This window comes from Bifidobacterium thermophilum (assembly GCF_037482445.1).
Classification (GTDB): domain Bacteria; phylum Actinomycetota; class Actinomycetes; order Actinomycetales; family Bifidobacteriaceae; genus Bifidobacterium; species Bifidobacterium thermophilum_B.
On record NZ_JBBHLY010000011.1, the window covers coordinates 19,085 to 35,324 of the forward strand.

Below are 16,240 nucleotides of genomic sequence, written 5' to 3' on the forward strand. Positions count from 1 at the left end.
CTTGCTCACTTGGAAGAGGAGGAGCTGGTGGAAGCGATGTTCTTGTAGCCGTCGATCCAAGCCTGGACCTTCGCCTGAGCGTTGTCAGAGGTCACATCGCCGTTGACGATGGCGGTGCCGAAGGTCTTGCACGGATCCCAGAAGTTGCCCATCGCGGTGATGGTCGGCTGCAGGATCGAGGTGTTCGCGATGGTGTCGTTCTGAGCCACGGCGGCCGGATCGTTCTTGTAGGTCGAGGCCAGGGACTTGTCGGTCGGGACGATCTGGCGCATGGTGTAGTGGGCCTTCTGAGCCTCGGTGGAGCCGAGGTAGGTGGCGAACTCAGCGGCGGCCTGCGGAGCCTTGGAATTCGGGTTGTAAGCGACAGCCTTGGAGCCGTAGAACGCCTTCATCTGGTAGGTTTCGCCACCGGAGGTGGTGAAGGAAGGCAGCTGGGCTGCGGCGTAGTTGTCGCCGAGGGCCTTCTTCACGTCAGAAGCGGACCAGGTGCCGGAGAAGATGGCGTCCACGGTGCCGTTCTGCAGAGCGGCGAGGCCGGCGCCCTCGTCGTTGTCCACGACGAAGTTCGGGTTCTTGACCAGGTCAACGAGGTACTTGGTGACATCGGTCGCGGCGGCGGAATCCATCTTCACGCCATCCTTGGCGGTGGCGCCGTCCTTGCCGAACAGGGTCATGCCAGCGCCGGTGTAGAAGGCCGGCAGGTACCAGGAGTTACCGAGGTTGAAGGAAACCTTGCCCTTCTGGAGCATGGTGTCGAGGGACTTGATGTCGTCAGACGAGAACTTGGACTTGTTGTAGAACATGAAGTAGGTGTTGCCGGTGAACGGAACGCCGTAGATCTTGCCATCGGTGCCGGTGACGGACTTGATGACAGCCTCGTCGTCCTGCTTCTTGATCTGGGCCTTGGCGTCATCGGAGACCTCGCCGATGGCCTGGGCGTCGATCAGGGTGCCGAGCTGATCGTTCGAGAACATGTAGACATCGGCCGCGGCGGACGGATCCTGCTTGACGGTCGTGCCTGCGTCACCTTCGGAGACCACGGCGTTCTTCCACGTGATCTTGTACTCCGGGTGAGCCTTCTCGAACTGCTTCTCCATGGTCGGCAGCCAGGAATCAGACTTGGCCTGATCCTCGGACGGGCCCCACACGGTCAGCTTGATTGCCTGGGTGCTCTTAGCCGCGGTACCGCCATTGTTGCTGGAACCGCAGGCGCTGACTCCGAGCAGCATCGCCGCAGCGGCGGTGACACTCAGGATCTTCTTCATGTTTGTCATCCTTGACCTCCTAAAATGCCGCTCCGTTGTTCGCGGAGCGAGTGTTTTTTCGGTGCAGCGGTCAGCACCTTTGCCGTTCGCCCTTGCGGGTTCCCGTCCAGGTGCACGCCCGCTCACCGCAGTGGGCGGATCTTATGCGTACCTCCGAACCGCACAACAGTATACATGAATTTGCATACGTTCGCAAAAAACGATGAAAATTTGCCCCCATGCGCGTGTCTTTTTTGCGGTTTTTCGTTGGAAAACCGCGCCATTCTGCGATTCTGCGCGGCGGTATTGTAACGATTGACGCGGGATTGTGGCCCCGCCAGGTTTGTGCGGGTGTCGGTTGAATAAACTGTGCTAGCGTTTGCTGCGGGACCTCAATACGAATAGGCCGAGGAAGGGATGCGACCCGCCTGCGATCCCCTCCTGCGTGTGCGCGCAACGTCGCGTCACATGCGGCGGCCCGGCGGCATATGTACCGCCGAGGGGGAACAGGCGGGCGCACACAGGAAAGGACAACCGTCATGGCTTCTGGATTCACGCGGCCGGCATGGCTCGACACCGCGGTGTTCTATGAAATCTACCCGCAAAGCTTCTGCGACTCGAACGGCGACGGCATCGGGGACATCCCCGGCATCACCGGCAAGCTCGACTACATCGCCTCACTGGGCTGCAACGCCCTGTGGATCAATCCGTGCTACGACTCGCCGTTCAAGGACGCGGGCTATGACGTGCGCGACTACCGCAAGGTCGCCCCGCGCTACGGCACCAATGACGACCTGGTCGAGCTGTTCCGCCAGGCGCATGCGCGCGGCATCCACGTGCTGCTCGATCTTGTGCCGGGGCATACGAGCGAGGAACACCCATGGTTCAGGGAAAGCCAGCGCGCCGAACGCAACGGGTACTCGGACCGTTACATCTGGACCGACAGTGCATTCGAAGGCTACTCGATGCCGTTCATCGGCGGGGAAAGCGAACGGGATGCGACGTACATCCTGAACTTCTTCAAATGCCAGCCGGCCCTGAATTACGGGTTCGCCAGACGCGACCGGTCCTGGCAGATGTCCCCCGATTCACCGGCGGCGAAGGCCACACGTGACGCCATGGTGGATATCATGCGTTTCTGGCTTGGGCTCGGCTGCGACGGCTTCCGCGTGGATATGGCGAATTCCCTGGTCAAGAACGACGGGGACGACAAGCCCGAGACCATCAAGGCCTGGCAGGAGATGCTCGGCACCATCAAGGCCGAATTCCCGCAGGCGGCGTTCGTGTCCGAATGGGGCGTTCCCGCGCAGGCGCTGGAAGCCGGCTTCGACATGGACTTCTATCTTGACTGGAGGTTCGATGGCAAGCCCAACGGGTACAACCTGCTGGCGCGCAACACGGACAACGCACTCAACACGGCGGGCGACCACAGCTATTTCAGCGCCAACGGCGGCGGCAGCGTCCAGGAGTTCCTGGGCCAGTACATCCCGCAGTACCAGGCGATCCGGGGCAAGGGGTATTTCTGCTTCATCACCTGCAACCACGACACGCCGCGACTCGCCCCGCGCCTGACCACCCGCGAGCAGCAGGTGGCGTTCGGCATGTTCCTGACCATGCCGGGCGTGCCGTTCATCTACTACGGTGACGAGATCGGCATGCGATACCGCGACCTGCCCACCAAGGAAGGCGGATACGCGCGTACCGGGAGCCGTACGCCCATGCAGTGGGACAACACGGAGAACATGGGGTTCTCGAACGCCGACCCGCAGTCGCTGTACCTGCCCGTGGACCCGGACCCCCAGGCGCCGAATGTCGCCGAGCAGGAACGGCGGCCCGATTCGATGCTCGCCTGGGTGCGCAACCTGCTGTCCCTGCGCGCCGACCATCCGGCGTTGCGGGCCAAGGCGCCGATGACCGTGCTCGCCCAACCGGCCCAAGGCCGTTCCTTCGCATATGCACGCATCGCCGAAGACGGCAGCGAACGCCTTGTTGTCGCGATGAATCCGGGTCTGGGCAGTGAAACCATCACCGTGCCGCCGCAGGGCGACGGTGCCATCGACCCGGATGCGCTGCTTTGCCTGGGCCGGGTCAGCGCCCATGGCGATACGGTCGAATTGGGGCCGCAAAGCTTCGCGGTGGTGCGCGTGTGAGGCGCACCCCCGGCTGATGGCCGATATGCGGGTCGACGGGGGTACGTGCGTACAATGTGAAGAAACCGGTTGATAGGCCCGGGTCGGCCCTGTCTGGAATCAGTGCGGGGCGTGGGCCGGGCCGGTGAACCCGTGGTCAGGCGTCATGCAGGCAATGCAGGCGGACAAGAGAGGATATGACGTGGCTATGCGATACGAGGTGGTGCTATTCGACCTGTATGGGACGCTGATCGACATCCACACCGACGAACAGGCGGCGAAGCCGTGGCAGGAGCTGTGGGAGTTCCTTGACGCGACGGGCGCCCATTACGATGATGCCGCGCATCTGAAGGCCAGCTTCGACCAGCTGAACGCCGTCAATGTGCAGGAGGCGCGCAAGAGTGCACAGCATCCCGACTGGGTCGAGCCGGATGTGCTTCCGGTGTTCCAACGGCTGTACGCCGCGGGCGGCACCGTGGCCTCGCCGCGGCTTGCGGCGAATGCGGCATGGGTGTTCCGGCAGGCCTGCACCAGCAAGTTCCGCGTGTATTCCGGTGCAGTGGAGATGCTCGACGCATTGAAGCGGTCAGGCCGTCGCGTCGTGCTCGTCAGCAATGCGCAGGCGTGCTATACGCGCCCAGAACTCGTCAAAAGCGGGTTGTCCAGGGTGCTTGACCGCATCCTCATCTCCAGCGAGGAGGGCATCCGCAAGCCATCGCCGCTGTTCTTCCTCAGGGCGCTCGAGCGTGAGCTGACCACGCCGGACCAGGCACTGATGGTCGGCAATGAAACGGAATGCGACATCAAGGGCGCGGCCGCCGCCGGCATTGACGGCGTGTACCTACACACGGCGATTTCCCGTCCGGATGATCCCGGTGTATGCCCGCAGGCGGTACTCTCGCTTGAAGGGGCTGATTATCAGGCGTTGACCAGGTTTGTGCTCAGCGAGTGAAAACCGCCGTCTTTCGGCCCGCTCCCAGCGTGCCATGGGATAATGGCACGCAGCCGCCGGTGCGACACAGGCTGCAGGCCGCCTGCCGGTTCCGGTGAACAGTGAAGATTAACGCGATATAGGTGGTGCATGCCGGGTATGGAGAACGCCATGTCAAATGGACTTGCCGACGAGCAGGTAGTCAACGGCGCAAAGACGCGCAGGAAAGGTATGACCGAGTTCCGCGTCAAGATCGTGGGCTGGCTGTTCGTGCTGCTGGCGACGCTCGGGACCACGATGCTTCCCGGGATGCTGGGGTACCATGCCGGTTTGGACGATATGGTGGCGATGACCATCCTGGTGGCGTGCGAGGTGGTGTCGTGGACGGCCATCCCGCTGTACTCCTGGCTGCTGGTGCAGGGCTACCGGCATACGCATAACGCCGTGCTGTACGGGGTGCGGCTGCTGGTGCTCGCGCTGGTTTCCGAGGTTCCCTACGATATGGCGACATCCGGCAAGGTGTGGGATATGGGCTCGCAGAACCCGGTCTTCGCCCTGGTGGTGGCGCTGATCGTGATCGCCGCGATTGACTGGGCGCGCGAGCATCTGCAGGGCGCGTCGAAATGGATTGTGTCGGTCCTGGTGGCTATCGCCGGGCTCGCATGGGTGCTGATCCTCCGCGTCGGGCTGCGCCAGGGCATGCTCAACATGGGATTGCTGCTGGTCGGCATGGCGCTGGTGTTCCACTTGATGGACGCGCATGAGAACACGATGATGATGACCGCTGGCGTGCTCGGCGCGGTGTTCTTCATCATGCCGGCGGTCGGCGTGGCGATGCTCCACACGCGCACGGACGAGCTCGGATATACGCGGCCGTGGGTCAAATGGGCGTTCTACGTCTTGTACCCGCTGACCCTCCTGGTGTGCGCGCTGCCGGTGATGTAGGTGAGGTATAAGGCGGCGGGCCGGGCGCCGGGTTATCTTGCGTGGTTGAAGACGGCGTCCGAGCCGCGCAGCACCAGCTGCGGCTGGATGGTCTCATGCGCGTTGCCGGGCGTTTCGCCCGCGATGAGCTTCAGCGCCTTCTGTGCGGCGTTGCGGCCCATGGCGCGGGGATCCTGGCGCATGGTCGTCAGGTTGATGGTGTCGGCGTACGGGCTGTCGTCGAAACCGATGATCGAATAGTCCCGCGGGGTGGTGTGGCCGTAGCGTTCGAGCTTGAGCACCAGGGGGATGGCCATCATATCCATCTGGCAGCAGATCGCATCGGGGAACTCGTCGAGGGCGAGCAGCGCCGTCAGTGCGGAATCGGCGAATTCTCGCCCGCGCGGGACGGACAGTACCTGCCATTGCAGGTCGTGGTTGTGCTCGGCCGCCTTGCAGGCCCTGATGAAGCCGCGCCCTCGGTTGTCGATGCTGGATTCGATGCCTTCGGCCGCCTGTGAGCACGTGTACACGATGTGATGATGGCCGAGGTTGATCAGGTGCTGGGTCGCCATGAACATGCCCTCCTCGTCGTCGATGCTTACCGAGGCGTCGAAGTTCGAGGTCGACGGGATGTTGATGCCGATGATCGGCACGTGGACGCGCTTGAGCTGCGTGACCTCGTAGGAGTCGATGCCGAACGAGTTGACGAATACGGCGTCGACATTGCGGCGCACGGGCAGTGCGGTGAAGAACTCCTTGCGGTTCTCGGCGGTATCGATGTGCTGGAACAGGGAGATGTCATAGCCGGCGTCATGCAGGACATCGTTGAGACCGGCGAACACCTCCATGTTGAACCAGCTGGTTATCTCCTCGTTCATGAGCAGGGCGACGCGGTAGGTCTGGCCGGTCTTCAGCGCGGTGGCTGACCGCGAGATGTTGAAATCGAGCTTGTCGGCGGCGCTGAGCACCTTGTCTCGTGTTTTCTGCGATACCAGATCAGGGCGCGTGAAGGCGCGCGATACCGTCGAGATGGATACGCCCGCCACTTTGGCGACATCCCGAATACTAGCCTTAGCCATTCCAGCCCCTTTGCCCTCTTGTATGGTGCAACGATTCGACGCCGACTTTGCGGTGAATATTGTACAGCTGTTTCATCATTTTTGCAAACGTTGTCACGACGGCGGCGATGTTTGCGCCATCATGCTGGTTTTGGGACGACATCCGGCCAATTCGCTGAGAATTCACCAAGAGTTGGGATGCCCTTCGACTGTGCGAACGTTGTCCGATGCTTTGCCGTCATAGCGTGCAACCGGAACGAAAACCGGATCGACGACCGCATGGTTCGCAGGCGAACGAACAGGAGCCTGCCGGTTTTCGTCGAGGAAAGGAATAGAAGTGAAACGACATGCAATCATGACCGGGGCTGTAGCGGCTTTCGCCGCCATCGCCACGGCCGCCGCCCTCCCGACGCTCGCCTTCGCCCAAAACGGCAAGAGCGCTGAGCAACTTGCGCAGCATGGCGCCGCGCAGCGCATCGCGACCGTAGGGGCCGCGAATGCGAAGAACGTAATCCTGTTCATCGGCGACGGCATGGGTGATTCGGAAATCACCGTCGCCCGAGACTATCTCAAGGGTGCCAACGGATCCTTCGACGGTCTCGATAAGATCGGCCAGCCCAACCTGTCGGGCGCCAAGGAGAACGGCACGGGCCAGTACACCACGTTCTCCCTCGGCGGCAGCAGCAAGGACGCGGGCAAGCCCGTCGTCACGCCGGTGACCGATTCCGCCGCATCAGGCTCCGCCTGGGCGACCGGCACCAAGACCTACAACAATGCGGTGTCCGTGGATTCCTCGCAGAACCCGCAGCTCAACCTCATCGAGCTGGCCAAGGCCAAGGGCCTGGCGACCGGCAACGTGACCACCGCGGAAATCCAGGACGCCACCCCGGCAGTGATCGAATCGCACTCCACCCAGCGCTCCTGCTACGGGCCGCAAGGCAAGACCGACGGCAGCTCCGACAATTCGGCGAAGAACTGCGATGTCGCCCAGCTCAAGCAGAACGGCGGCATCGGCTCCATCTCCGAGCAGCTGCTCGACACCCGCGCCGACGTGACCATCGGCGGCGGTTCCAAGTACTTCAACCAGACCGCCCAGGCCGGCGAATACCAGGGCAAGACCCTGTGGGAGCAGGCCAAGGAACGCGGCTACCAGACCGTCGAGAACGACGTGGACGCGTTCGCTTCCCTCTCCTACAAGGAGAACCAGCCGGTTCTCGCCCTGCTTGGCGACGGCAACCTGCCCACCCAGTTCAACAACACGCCGGCCCTGACCCAGAAGCTTACCGAACAGCGTGGCGCCATCCAGTGCTCCACGAACCCGGGCTGGCTGGGCAACAAGACCGCCGCCGGCAACTCCGCATCGCTTGCTGACATGACCGACAAGGCGATTGATCTGCTTCAGGCCAATCCGAAGAGCTCGAGCAAGGGCTTCTTCCTGCAGGTCGAAGGCGCGTCCATCGACAAGCAGGACCACGCCGCCAACGCCTGCGGCCAGATCGGTGAAACCGACGACCTCGACAAGGCCATCTCCGCGGCGCTGAAGAAGGTCGATCTGTCCGACACGCTGATCATCGTCACCGCCGATCACGCGCACACGAGCCAGATCGTCGGCGAACCGCCGGCTTACGCGCTCAGCACCATCCTCAAGTCCCCGGTTGACGGCGCCCAGATCGTCGTATCCTACGGAACCGCAACCGCCGCTGACCCGGATGCCGAGGACGCCTCCAAGGGCTACAACGACGGCGGCATGGAGCACACCGGCACGCAGCTGCGCATCGCGGCCTCCGGCCCTGGCGCTTCTCGCGTCATCGGCCTGACAGACCAGACGGACAACTTCTACACCATCGCCAAGGCCCTAGGCCTCGCTGCTGATACCGACGCGCAGAACGCGCTCTCCTCGGGCGCCAAGGTGTCTGTCAAGGACGGCGTGGCACAGGTCACCGGCTTCGATGGTGACGCGGTACTCGGCTACCAGCTGCAGGACACGGAGACCGGTACCGTGCTCGCCGCATCGAACGACGACACCGCGGTCTCCGGTGTGCGTGTCGCCACTGGTGCCACCACGACCATCGACCTCAACGGCGTCAAGGGCTTCGACCCGAGCGCCTCGACCTACACGCTGACCGTCACCGGCAAGCAGTCGGGCACGAAGGTCTCCACCGAGTTCGGCCTGACCGGAAACGGTGCCAGCAACGTGGTGGTTGCTCCGAAGACCGCCGCCAAGGCCGGCCAGAACGGTGCTTCCGGGAACGGCGGCGTCGCGGGCGCCCTGTTCGGGGCCCTCGGCAAGACCGGTACCCGTATCCTCGGCACGGTCATGGTCGCCCTCGCGCTCGCTGTCGCGGGCGGTCTGCTCGCCGCATGGCGTCGCGGCCTGTTCGCCCGGAAGTAAGCTCCGAGGCGACGTCAGCGGTGGCGTCGCCGAAGGGTTCCGGCACATGCCGTGATAACTGAAGAGGGGTTCCCGTGAGTCTTCCGGCAGCCTGATGGCTCGCCGGAAGACGATTCGGGTCGGCCGATCGGCCGGGCTGGCCTCCAAGGGGTCGGGTCCGGTGGGTGCGGCAGGCTCGGGTGCGTTTCCGGACACGAACAATCCGGTGGAATCCCTGAAACCTTTGTGTGTGGCGTCCTCCGGGACGCGAACGCCGGCTGATCCGCGGTTTCGCGGGCGGTCGGCGTTTTTATGCCTCGATGGCGGGGTCGTGTGGCATGGCGCAGTCCCCTGTGGTGACGCCGATTCCGTCCGATGGCTTTCGAGGGGGTGAATGCACGGTATGGAAAGGATACCGTGGGCCGATGGCGTGGCGTGAAGGGGTCGGTCCGTGGAAATCCGCGGAATATCAATGATTCCGCATGCGCCAGACCTGCCGTATTGCCGCGGTGTTCGCGGTATCGTTCCCATACCATGCGAATCGACCGCGCATCTTGCCGGTGCGGTGCCGGAAAAAAATTTTTATCGCAACCGGGAATAAAAGTTGACCATGCAAAGTTGAGTGATGTAGGCTCAAGTTTGGAAGCATCCAACGGCACGGCCTGTGTGCGGTGCCGGTGCGGTGCCGATTGAGCGAAGACGTAGACAACAGAACAACAATAAAGGAGAATATATGGGACGCGCAGTTGGTATCGATCTGGGTACGACGAACTCCTGCATCGCAACGCTGGAAGGCGGCGAGCCCACTGTCATCGAGAACGCAGAAGGCGCCCGCACCACCCCGTCGGTGGTCGCCTTCAGCAAGTCCGGTGAGATCCTGGTCGGCGAAGTCGCCAAGCGCCAGGCCGTCACCAACGTCGATCGCACCATCAGCTCCGTCAAGCGCCACATGGGCACTGACTGGACGGTCGAGATCGACGGCAAGAAGTGGACCCCGCAGGAGATTTCCGCGCAGATCCTGATGAAGCTCAAGAGGGACGCCGAGCAGAAGCTCGGTGAGCCTGTCACCGACGCCGTCATCACCTGCCCGGCGTACTTCAACGACGCCCAGCGCCAGGCCACCAAGGACGCCGGCAAGATCGCAGGCCTCAACGTGCTGCGTATCATCAACGAGCCGACCGCCGCGGCACTGGCCTACGGCCTCGAAAAGGGCAAGGAAGACGAGCGCATCCTGGTCTTCGACCTCGGCGGCGGCACCTTCGACGTCTCCCTGCTGGAAATCGGCAAGGACGACGACGGCTTCTCCACCATCCAGGTGCAGGCCACGAACGGCGACAACCACCTCGGCGGCGACGATTGGGACCAGAAGATCATCGATTGGCTCGTCGGCGAAGTCAAGAACAAGTACGGCGTCGACCTGAGCAAGGACAAGATCGCGCTGCAGCGGCTCAAGGAAGCCGCCGAACAGGCCAAGAAGGAGCTGTCCAGCGCCACCAGCACGCAGATCTCCATGCAGTACCTGGCCATGACGCCTGACGGCACCCCGGTCCACCTCGATGAGACGCTCACCCGTGCGCACTTCGAGGAAATGACCTCCGACCTGCTCAACCGCTGCCGCACGCCGTTCAACAACGTGCTGTCCGACGCGGGCATCTCCGTGAGCGATATCAACCATGTCGTGCTCGTCGGCGGTTCCACCCGTATGCCGGCCGTCAAGGAGCTCGTCAAGGAACTCACCGGCGGCAAGGAAGCGAACCAGTCCGTCAACCCGGATGAGGTCGTCGCTGTCGGTGCTGCCGTCCAGTCCGGCGTCATCAAGGGCGACCGCAAGGACGTCCTGCTCATCGACGTGACCCCGCTGAGCCTCGGTATCGAGACCAAGGGCGGCATCATGACCAAGCTCATCGACCGCAACACCGCCATCCCGACCAAGCGTTCCGAGATCTTCTCCACCGCCGAGGACAACCAGCCGAGCGTGCTCATCCAGGTCTACCAGGGCGAGCGTGAATTCGCCCGCGACAACAAGCCGCTGGGCACCTTCGAGCTGACCGGCATCGCCCCGGCCCCGCGTGGCGTCCCGCAGATCGAGGTCACCTTCGACATCGACGCCAACGGCATCGTGCACGTGTCCGCCAAGGACAAGGGCACCGGCAAGGAGCAGTCCATGACCATCACCGGCGGCTCCGCCCTGCCGAAGGACGAGATCGACCGCATGGTCAAGGAGGCCCAGGCCCATGAGGCCGAGGACAAGAAGCGCAAGGAAGAGGCCGAGACCCGCAACCAGGCCGAATCCTTCGCCTACTCCACCGAGAAGCTCGTCAACGACAACAAGGCCAAGCTGTCCGACGACGTGGTCAAGGAAGTCACCGAGAAGGTCAACGCCTTGAAGGAAGCCCTGAAGGGCGACGACATCGAGAAGGTCAAGACCGCCCAGAGCGAGCTGATGACCTCCGCGCAGAAGATCGGCCAGGCGCTGTACGCCCAACAGGGTGCCGAAGGCGCCGCCGGCGCTGCCGGTGCCGCCTCCGGCCAGGCTTCCGGCGCTTCCCCGTCCTCCGACGATGACGTGGTCGACGCCGAGGTCGTGGACGATGACGACGACAAGAAGGACAACAAGTAATGTCCGACTTCAACAAGGACGATTACCTCAAGGACCTGCCGGATGTCGACTCGCTGAACGGCGAGAACGCATCCGGCACGGCCGGGCAGGCATCGCATCAGGACGCTCCGGCCGCTGACACGGCTGCAGCCGGCCAGTCCGGTTCCGCTCCCGCGGAACCTCAGGCGGGCCAGCCCGCCGCGGACGGCCAGCCAGACAAGGCCGCACCCGCGGAAGGCGACGCCGAGCATGACAAGGACGGTTCCCTGACCCCGCTGGGCCAGGCCAAGAAGGAAGCCGCCGAATACCTGGAAGCGCTGCAGCGCGAGCGGGCGGAGTTCATCAACTACCGCAACCGCATGAACAAGGAGCGCGAACAGAGCCGCCAATACGGCATCGTCGACGTGCTCACCTCGCTGCTGCCCGCATTGGACGACATCGACCGGATCCGTGAACACGGGCAGATGGACGATTCGTTCAAGGCGGTCGCCACCAAGATCGACAAGACCTTCGCCAAATTCGGCGTCGAGAAATTCGGCGAGAAAGGCGAGGATTTCGATCCGACCAAGCATGAGGCGGTCCTGCAGAAGCCGGATCCCGAAGCCAAGAAAGAGACAGTCGACACCGTCGTCGAGGCGGGGTACCGGATCGGCGATCGCGTCGTGAGGGCCGCCCGCGTGGTGGTGTCCATGCCTCAGAACTGACCGATACCGGCGGGAACCATACTCCCGCACACTACCGGTCGTCTCGCATCCCACGAGGGACGCCATACGTCCCCCGTGGGATGCGGCGGACGGCCGGAAACACGTTCGCCGGGCCGCGCCAATCCAGCTCAACGGATTGACGCGGCCCGGCGGGTAAGACCCAACGAACACCACGCGTGTGGAAACCCGTGTGGACGCAACAGGAAGCGGAAACGCTGAAATCACGTACCGCAGAATCTATGAGGATTGGAGGCATAGATGGCTGAGAATGAATGGCTGAGCAAGGATTTCTACAAAGTCCTCGGTGTCTCCAAGGACGCCAGCGAAGCCGATATCACGAAGGCGTACCGCAAGCTGGCACGCAAATACCATCCTGATCTGAACAAGACCAAAGAGGCCGAGGAGAAGTTCAAGGACATCTCCGAAGCATACGACGTACTGAGCAACAAGGAGCAGCGACAGAAGTACGACGCCATCCGGCAGTTCGGCATGGGCGGCGCCAGGTTCGCTGGCGGCTCCGGGCAAGGCGGATTCGACGCGTCCGGCTTCTCCGACATCTTCGGGTCGATGTTCGGCGGTGGCTCCGGTCCCGGCAATGGGGGCACGCGCATCCGGTTCTCGACATCCGGCGGCGGCCAGCCGAATATGGATGACATCTTCTCGATGTTCGGCGGCGGTGCCGGTGCCGGCTCGGGGGCCCCGTTCGGCGGCGGCTACCGCAGCGAATACCGGGAAGCGCCCGAACCGCAGCAGGGCGCCGACCGCAAGTCGAATATCTCCCTGACCTTCCGCCAGGCGGTCAAGGGCGCCACAGTGTCGTTACGCGTGGACGGCAAGCAGTTCAAGACCCACGTGCCCGCCGGCGTCGAGGACGGGCAGAAGATCCGCATCCCCGGCAAAGGCAAGCCGGGCCTGCATGGCGGCAAGCCGGGCGACATGTACCTGACCGTCCATGTCAAGGCGGACCCGAAGTTCTCGCTGCGCGGCCACGACATCGTCATGGACCTGCCGGTCAGTGTCGGCCAGGCCGTGTGCGGCGCCAAAATCAAGGCGACGGACATCGACGGCAACGAAGTGACCTTCAAGGTGCCGGCCGGCTCATCCAGCGGGGCGGAAATCCGCATCGGCGGACATGGCGTGCCCGGGCGTGACGGCGATCTTGTCGGCCGCGTGCAGATCCGGGTGCCCGCCAAACCTGGGCTGGGTGTCAAGCATGCGGCGAAGGAGTTCGACTCCACGACCGGCGACTTCGCCGATCAGCTCGCCGCGGAACGCTGACGGTAACGGCCGGCGTCGCCGGGAATCAGTGCAATCGGCAGACATGGCAGAAAGGGGTGATGATGGTCCGGATGACACCGCAGATGCGTGCGCTATATGACATGTGCGCGGCTGCGCTGGTCGAAGGGCGCGCCGACCTTGATGGCGCGGACGACGTGGGCTTCGATATCGACCTGCCGTTGTTCACCGTCGGGCGTACCGCGCAGATTGCGGATATCCACCCGCAGACGCTGCGGCAGTATGACCGTCTGGGCCTGGTCACCCCGTACCGTACCGGCGGCGGCGCCCGGCGGTACTCGTTGCGTGACATCCAACGGTTGGCCAGGGCGCAACGGCTCAGCCAGGATGACGGCGTCAACCTGGCCGGGGTCGCGCGCATCCTCGACCTCGAGGAAGAGAACCGGCAATTGCGCCGACAGGTCAACCGGTTGCGTGAACCCGCCGACGCCAGTATCTTTGCAGCTGACGCCGATGGCGGCATCATGCAGGTGAAGCGTTCACGGCGTGCCCGTATGTGGCGGCGCGATATTCGCGAAGAGGCCCGCGAATTGCCGTCCAGCGGGACGGATGCGCAACGCTCCACGTCGCGCTCCATGGTGCTCTGGGGATACCGGTAACCCCCGCCAGCGTCACATTCTTCCCAACCGCACACCCTCCACGGATGTGCGGTTTTTCCATGCCGGGGCGCCCCGGCGCGCGGCGACACTTAACCGCTACATCTTTTGCCATGCCTCATGAGAAGATGGCCATGGCAGGTTGCGTGGGCGGTGCCCCCGCCGCCGGCCGGCAGGCGCATGACGCGCCTTACCACGTATCGTTGCGCAAGCGAGGCAAATATGTTGAAAGCAGTGTTCTGGGACATGGACGGCACACTCATCGACTCCGAGCCCTACTGGCATGAGTCCGAACTGCGTCTGGCAGCCGCGCACGGAGGCTACTGGGATGAGGAGCTCGCGTGGAAAGGCTCCGGCACGCCGGTGCCCCAGGTCGCCCGGCAGATGATCGAACACGGTACGGCGCTGTCCATCGAGGAGATCTCCCGTGGCATGATCGACTACGTCACGCAGCAGGAAAGCCTGCACATGCCGTGGATTCCCGGCGTGCTGGACGTGCTGCGCTCGCTGAGGGATGCCGGCATCCCGTCCGTCCTGGTCACCACATCGCCACGCAATCTTGCACAAAACCTGGTCGCGCAGGCGCCGGAAGGCATGTTTACCGGATACATCTGCGGGGATGATGACGTGGAGAAAAAGCCCGATCCGGCACCGTACTTGGCCGCAGGCAGGCTGCTTGGCATCGGCCCGGACAAGATGCCGAGCTGCGTGGCCGTCGAGGATTCGATGAGCGGCCTGCGTTCGGCCGCCGCGTCCGGCGCGACCACCATCGCCCAAGTCGGGTATATCCGCACGGATACGTCCCACGGCCCCCGATATGCGTCAATCCGCGGCTACGACGGGGTCACCGCCGAGACATTCGAACGGTTCGTGAAGGAACGCGCGGCGGGGGAGTCAGGGCATTCCGCGTCAGGGCCTTCCGCAGACTGACGGCAGCCCTCCCCGATCGGGAATCGCCGCTGCCATGCTGGCGGTGTAGTCCTGCTGCATCCGCGCTAGGCTTGGAATCATATGGTTCGTAGTCGAGCAGCGCGGAGGCGGTCATATGCGAGTAGTGCCGTTGTCATGGATGGATGTCCTCGCCGTCGTGGCGGCGTTGGTGTTGTGCGGGCTCATCGGCTTCGAGCGTGAGGTGCGTCGCAAGGATGCGGGAATCCGCACGCATATCCTGGTCGGCCTCGGCAGCTGCCTGTTCACCATGGTGTCCATCGAGGGTGTGCCGGCGGTCGTCGGGTCATCCGTTACCTGGGATGCCTCGCGTATCGCCGCTCAGGTGGTGACGGGTATCGGGTTTCTCGGCGCGGGCGTGATTTTCTTCAACCATGACACTGTCCGGGGCTTGACGACCGCGTGCGCGATATGGATCGCCGCCGCCGTGGGCATGGCGTGCGGGGCGGGGATGTTTCCACTGGCGCTGTTGATCACCGGCCTGTATTTCGCGGTGGTGCTGGCGATCGCGCCTGTCGTGGTGTGGGTGCTCAAACGCGACCGCGACTATGTCATCCGCGTCACCTACCAGGACGGCAAGGGGGCGTTGCGTCAGGCGCTCCTGCTTGCCGCGCGGCACGGGTTCGAAACGCAGGTCGTCTCCACGCATGACGTCGACGGGGAATCATGGCAGGGTGCCGCGGTCGAGCTGCGGCTTGCCGGCAACAGGAGCGAGCTGCATGATTGCATCGGCGATATCGCGCAGATCGACGGCGTGCGCGATATCGACGTCCTCGCCCGCGACGACTGACGCCGCGGCTACTGGACACTATCAGGCTGCTTCGTTGTCGGCCCGCTTGTCTGTGGATACTGAACATCTCGAGCGATGTGCCGTTCTTGTCGAATTGTTGAAAGAAAAGTCTGGAAATCTCACGCTCGAGGGGGGGATTCCAAGGGAAATTGAGATCCCGAAGCACGTTGGCTCCGGCTGTAGGATCTCAAAAAGCTTGGAATATCAACGATTCTGGGCCATCGGCACCGCTCGGCGACAGCCGCGAAACCTGAATAACTCGCCGCATCGCTCTCAACGCAGAGATTTTCGGACTTTGTTCTGAACAACGCTCCAGATTGGGGTTGTCGCGGGAGATATTGAGATTCCGGCACCTGGGAATATCGGCATATAGGAAGCAAGCCATCGCCGATAATCCCCGCAGGTGTTACGGCCGTGGATGCGATCGGGCCCGCATTCGGCCGGTGACCCCGGATTCCGCAACGTCCCAAATGGAAAAGAAAAACCCTCCTGCGGTGGAATGCAGAAGGGTTCTTCGTGGAGCTGATGGTAATCGAAACCACGACCTCTTCGATGCGAACGAAGCGCTCTACCAACTGAGCTACAGCCCCGTGCCCGACGATTGCTCATCGAGACAACTCACCAAAGTCTAATACAAGATCTCGTCA

At 63.3% G+C, this 16,240-nt stretch carries 12 protein-coding genes and 1 tRNA gene; 10 read left to right on the forward strand and 3 right to left on the reverse strand.

Features of this window, described 5'->3' with window-relative positions; all coding sequences use genetic code 11:
- Positions 1-5: 5 nt before the first annotated feature.
- The gene (locus tag WD012_RS06675; protein WP_339562988.1) at positions 6-1,274 is read right to left on the reverse strand and encodes an extracellular solute-binding protein; all 1,269 of its coding nucleotides are present in this window, start codon (positions 1,272-1,274) and stop codon (positions 6-8) included.
- 509 nt (positions 1,275-1,783) lie between these two features.
- On the opposite strand from WD012_RS06675, the gene WD012_RS06680 reads away from it, so the two are divergent.
- The 3 genes from WD012_RS06680 (at position 1,784) to WD012_RS06690 (ending at position 5,249) form a co-directional block, all read left to right on the forward strand.
- Complete coding sequence (locus tag WD012_RS06680; protein WP_339562989.1) at positions 1,784-3,394, forward strand: alpha-amylase family glycosyl hydrolase; 1,611 nt, start codon at positions 1,784-1,786, stop codon at positions 3,392-3,394.
- Between the two features lie 145 nt (positions 3,395-3,539).
- On the forward strand, positions 3,540-4,325 hold the full coding sequence (locus tag WD012_RS06685) for an HAD family hydrolase (RefSeq protein WP_339562990.1): 786 nt from the start codon (positions 3,540-3,542) through the stop codon (positions 4,323-4,325).
- A gap of 150 nt (positions 4,326-4,475) precedes the next feature.
- Entirely contained in the window at positions 4,476-5,249 is a 774-nt protein-coding gene (locus WD012_RS06690; protein ID WP_339562991.1) for a TraX family protein, read from the forward strand.
- Positions 5,250-5,281: 32 nt separating this feature from the next.
- On the opposite strand, the gene WD012_RS06695 is transcribed toward WD012_RS06690, so the two are convergent.
- The gene (locus WD012_RS06695) at positions 5,282-6,310 is read right to left on the reverse strand and encodes a LacI family DNA-binding transcriptional regulator (RefSeq protein ID WP_339562992.1); all 1,029 of its coding nucleotides are present in this window, start codon (positions 6,308-6,310) and stop codon (positions 5,282-5,284) included.
- A 316-nt stretch (positions 6,311-6,626) separates the two neighbouring features.
- Here WD012_RS06695 and phoA point away from each other — a divergent pair, with 316 nt between their 5' ends.
- The 7 genes from phoA (at position 6,627) to WD012_RS06730 (ending at position 15,593) form a co-directional block, all read left to right on the forward strand.
- Entirely contained in the window at positions 6,627-8,681 is a 2,055-nt protein-coding gene (gene phoA / locus WD012_RS06700; RefSeq protein ID WP_339562993.1) for an alkaline phosphatase, read from the forward strand.
- A 712-nt stretch (positions 8,682-9,393) separates the two neighbouring features.
- Complete coding sequence (gene dnaK / locus WD012_RS06705) at positions 9,394-11,280, forward strand: molecular chaperone DnaK (RefSeq protein ID WP_339562994.1); 1,887 nt, start codon at positions 9,394-9,396, stop codon at positions 11,278-11,280.
- Complete coding sequence (gene grpE, locus WD012_RS06710) at positions 11,280-11,963, forward strand: nucleotide exchange factor GrpE (RefSeq protein WP_339562995.1); 684 nt, start codon at positions 11,280-11,282, stop codon at positions 11,961-11,963. Before dnaK ends, grpE begins: the two co-directional genes overlap by 1 nt.
- Before the next feature lie 258 nt (positions 11,964-12,221).
- Entirely contained in the window at positions 12,222-13,241 is a 1,020-nt protein-coding gene (locus WD012_RS06715; protein WP_339562996.1) for a DnaJ C-terminal domain-containing protein, read from the forward strand.
- A gap of 62 nt (positions 13,242-13,303) precedes the next feature.
- Complete coding sequence (locus WD012_RS06720) at positions 13,304-13,858, forward strand: heat shock protein transcriptional repressor HspR (protein ID WP_339563049.1); 555 nt, start codon at positions 13,304-13,306, stop codon at positions 13,856-13,858.
- A gap of 219 nt (positions 13,859-14,077) precedes the next feature.
- The gene (locus tag WD012_RS06725; RefSeq protein ID WP_339562997.1) at positions 14,078-14,785 is read left to right on the forward strand and encodes an HAD family hydrolase; all 708 of its coding nucleotides are present in this window, start codon (positions 14,078-14,080) and stop codon (positions 14,783-14,785) included.
- Positions 14,786-14,900: 115 nt separating this feature from the next.
- Positions 14,901-15,593 carry an MgtC/SapB family protein gene (locus WD012_RS06730; RefSeq protein ID WP_339562998.1) on the forward strand — a complete coding sequence of 231 codons (693 nt, stop codon included), beginning with the start codon at positions 14,901-14,903 and terminating at the stop codon, positions 15,591-15,593.
- Positions 15,594-16,110: 517 nt separating this feature from the next.
- On the opposite strand, the gene WD012_RS06735 is transcribed toward WD012_RS06730, so the two are convergent.
- Positions 16,111-16,183 (reverse strand) — tRNA-Ala (locus WD012_RS06735).
- Between the last annotated feature and the right edge of the window lie 57 nt (positions 16,184-16,240).

Coding starts and splice junctions, on each gene's coding strand:
- WD012_RS06715 (WP_339562996.1), top strand. CDS start 12,222: ATGGCTGAGAATGAATGGCTGAGCAAGGATTTCTACAAAGTCCTCGGT.
- WD012_RS06690 (WP_339562991.1), top strand. CDS start 4,476: ATGTCAAATGGACTTGCCGACGAGCAGGTAGTCAACGGCGCAAAGACG.
- WD012_RS06730 (WP_339562998.1), top strand. CDS start 14,901: ATGCGAGTAGTGCCGTTGTCATGGATGGATGTCCTCGCCGTCGTGGCG.
- WD012_RS06680 (WP_339562989.1), top strand. CDS start 1,784: ATGGCTTCTGGATTCACGCGGCCGGCATGGCTCGACACCGCGGTGTTC.
- WD012_RS06675 (WP_339562988.1), bottom strand. CDS start 1,274: ATGACAAACATGAAGAAGATCCTGAGTGTCACCGCCGCTGCGGCGATG.
- WD012_RS06720 (WP_339563049.1), top strand. CDS start 13,304: ATGGTCCGGATGACACCGCAGATGCGTGCGCTATATGACATGTGCGCG.
- grpE (WP_339562995.1), top strand. CDS start 11,280: ATGTCCGACTTCAACAAGGACGATTACCTCAAGGACCTGCCGGATGTC.
- dnaK (WP_339562994.1), top strand. CDS start 9,394: ATGGGACGCGCAGTTGGTATCGATCTGGGTACGACGAACTCCTGCATC.
- WD012_RS06685 (WP_339562990.1), top strand. CDS start 3,540: ATGCAGGCAATGCAGGCGGACAAGAGAGGATATGACGTGGCTATGCGA.
- WD012_RS06695 (WP_339562992.1), bottom strand. CDS start 6,310: ATGGCTAAGGCTAGTATTCGGGATGTCGCCAAAGTGGCGGGCGTATCC.
- WD012_RS06725 (WP_339562997.1), top strand. CDS start 14,078: ATGTTGAAAGCAGTGTTCTGGGACATGGACGGCACACTCATCGACTCC.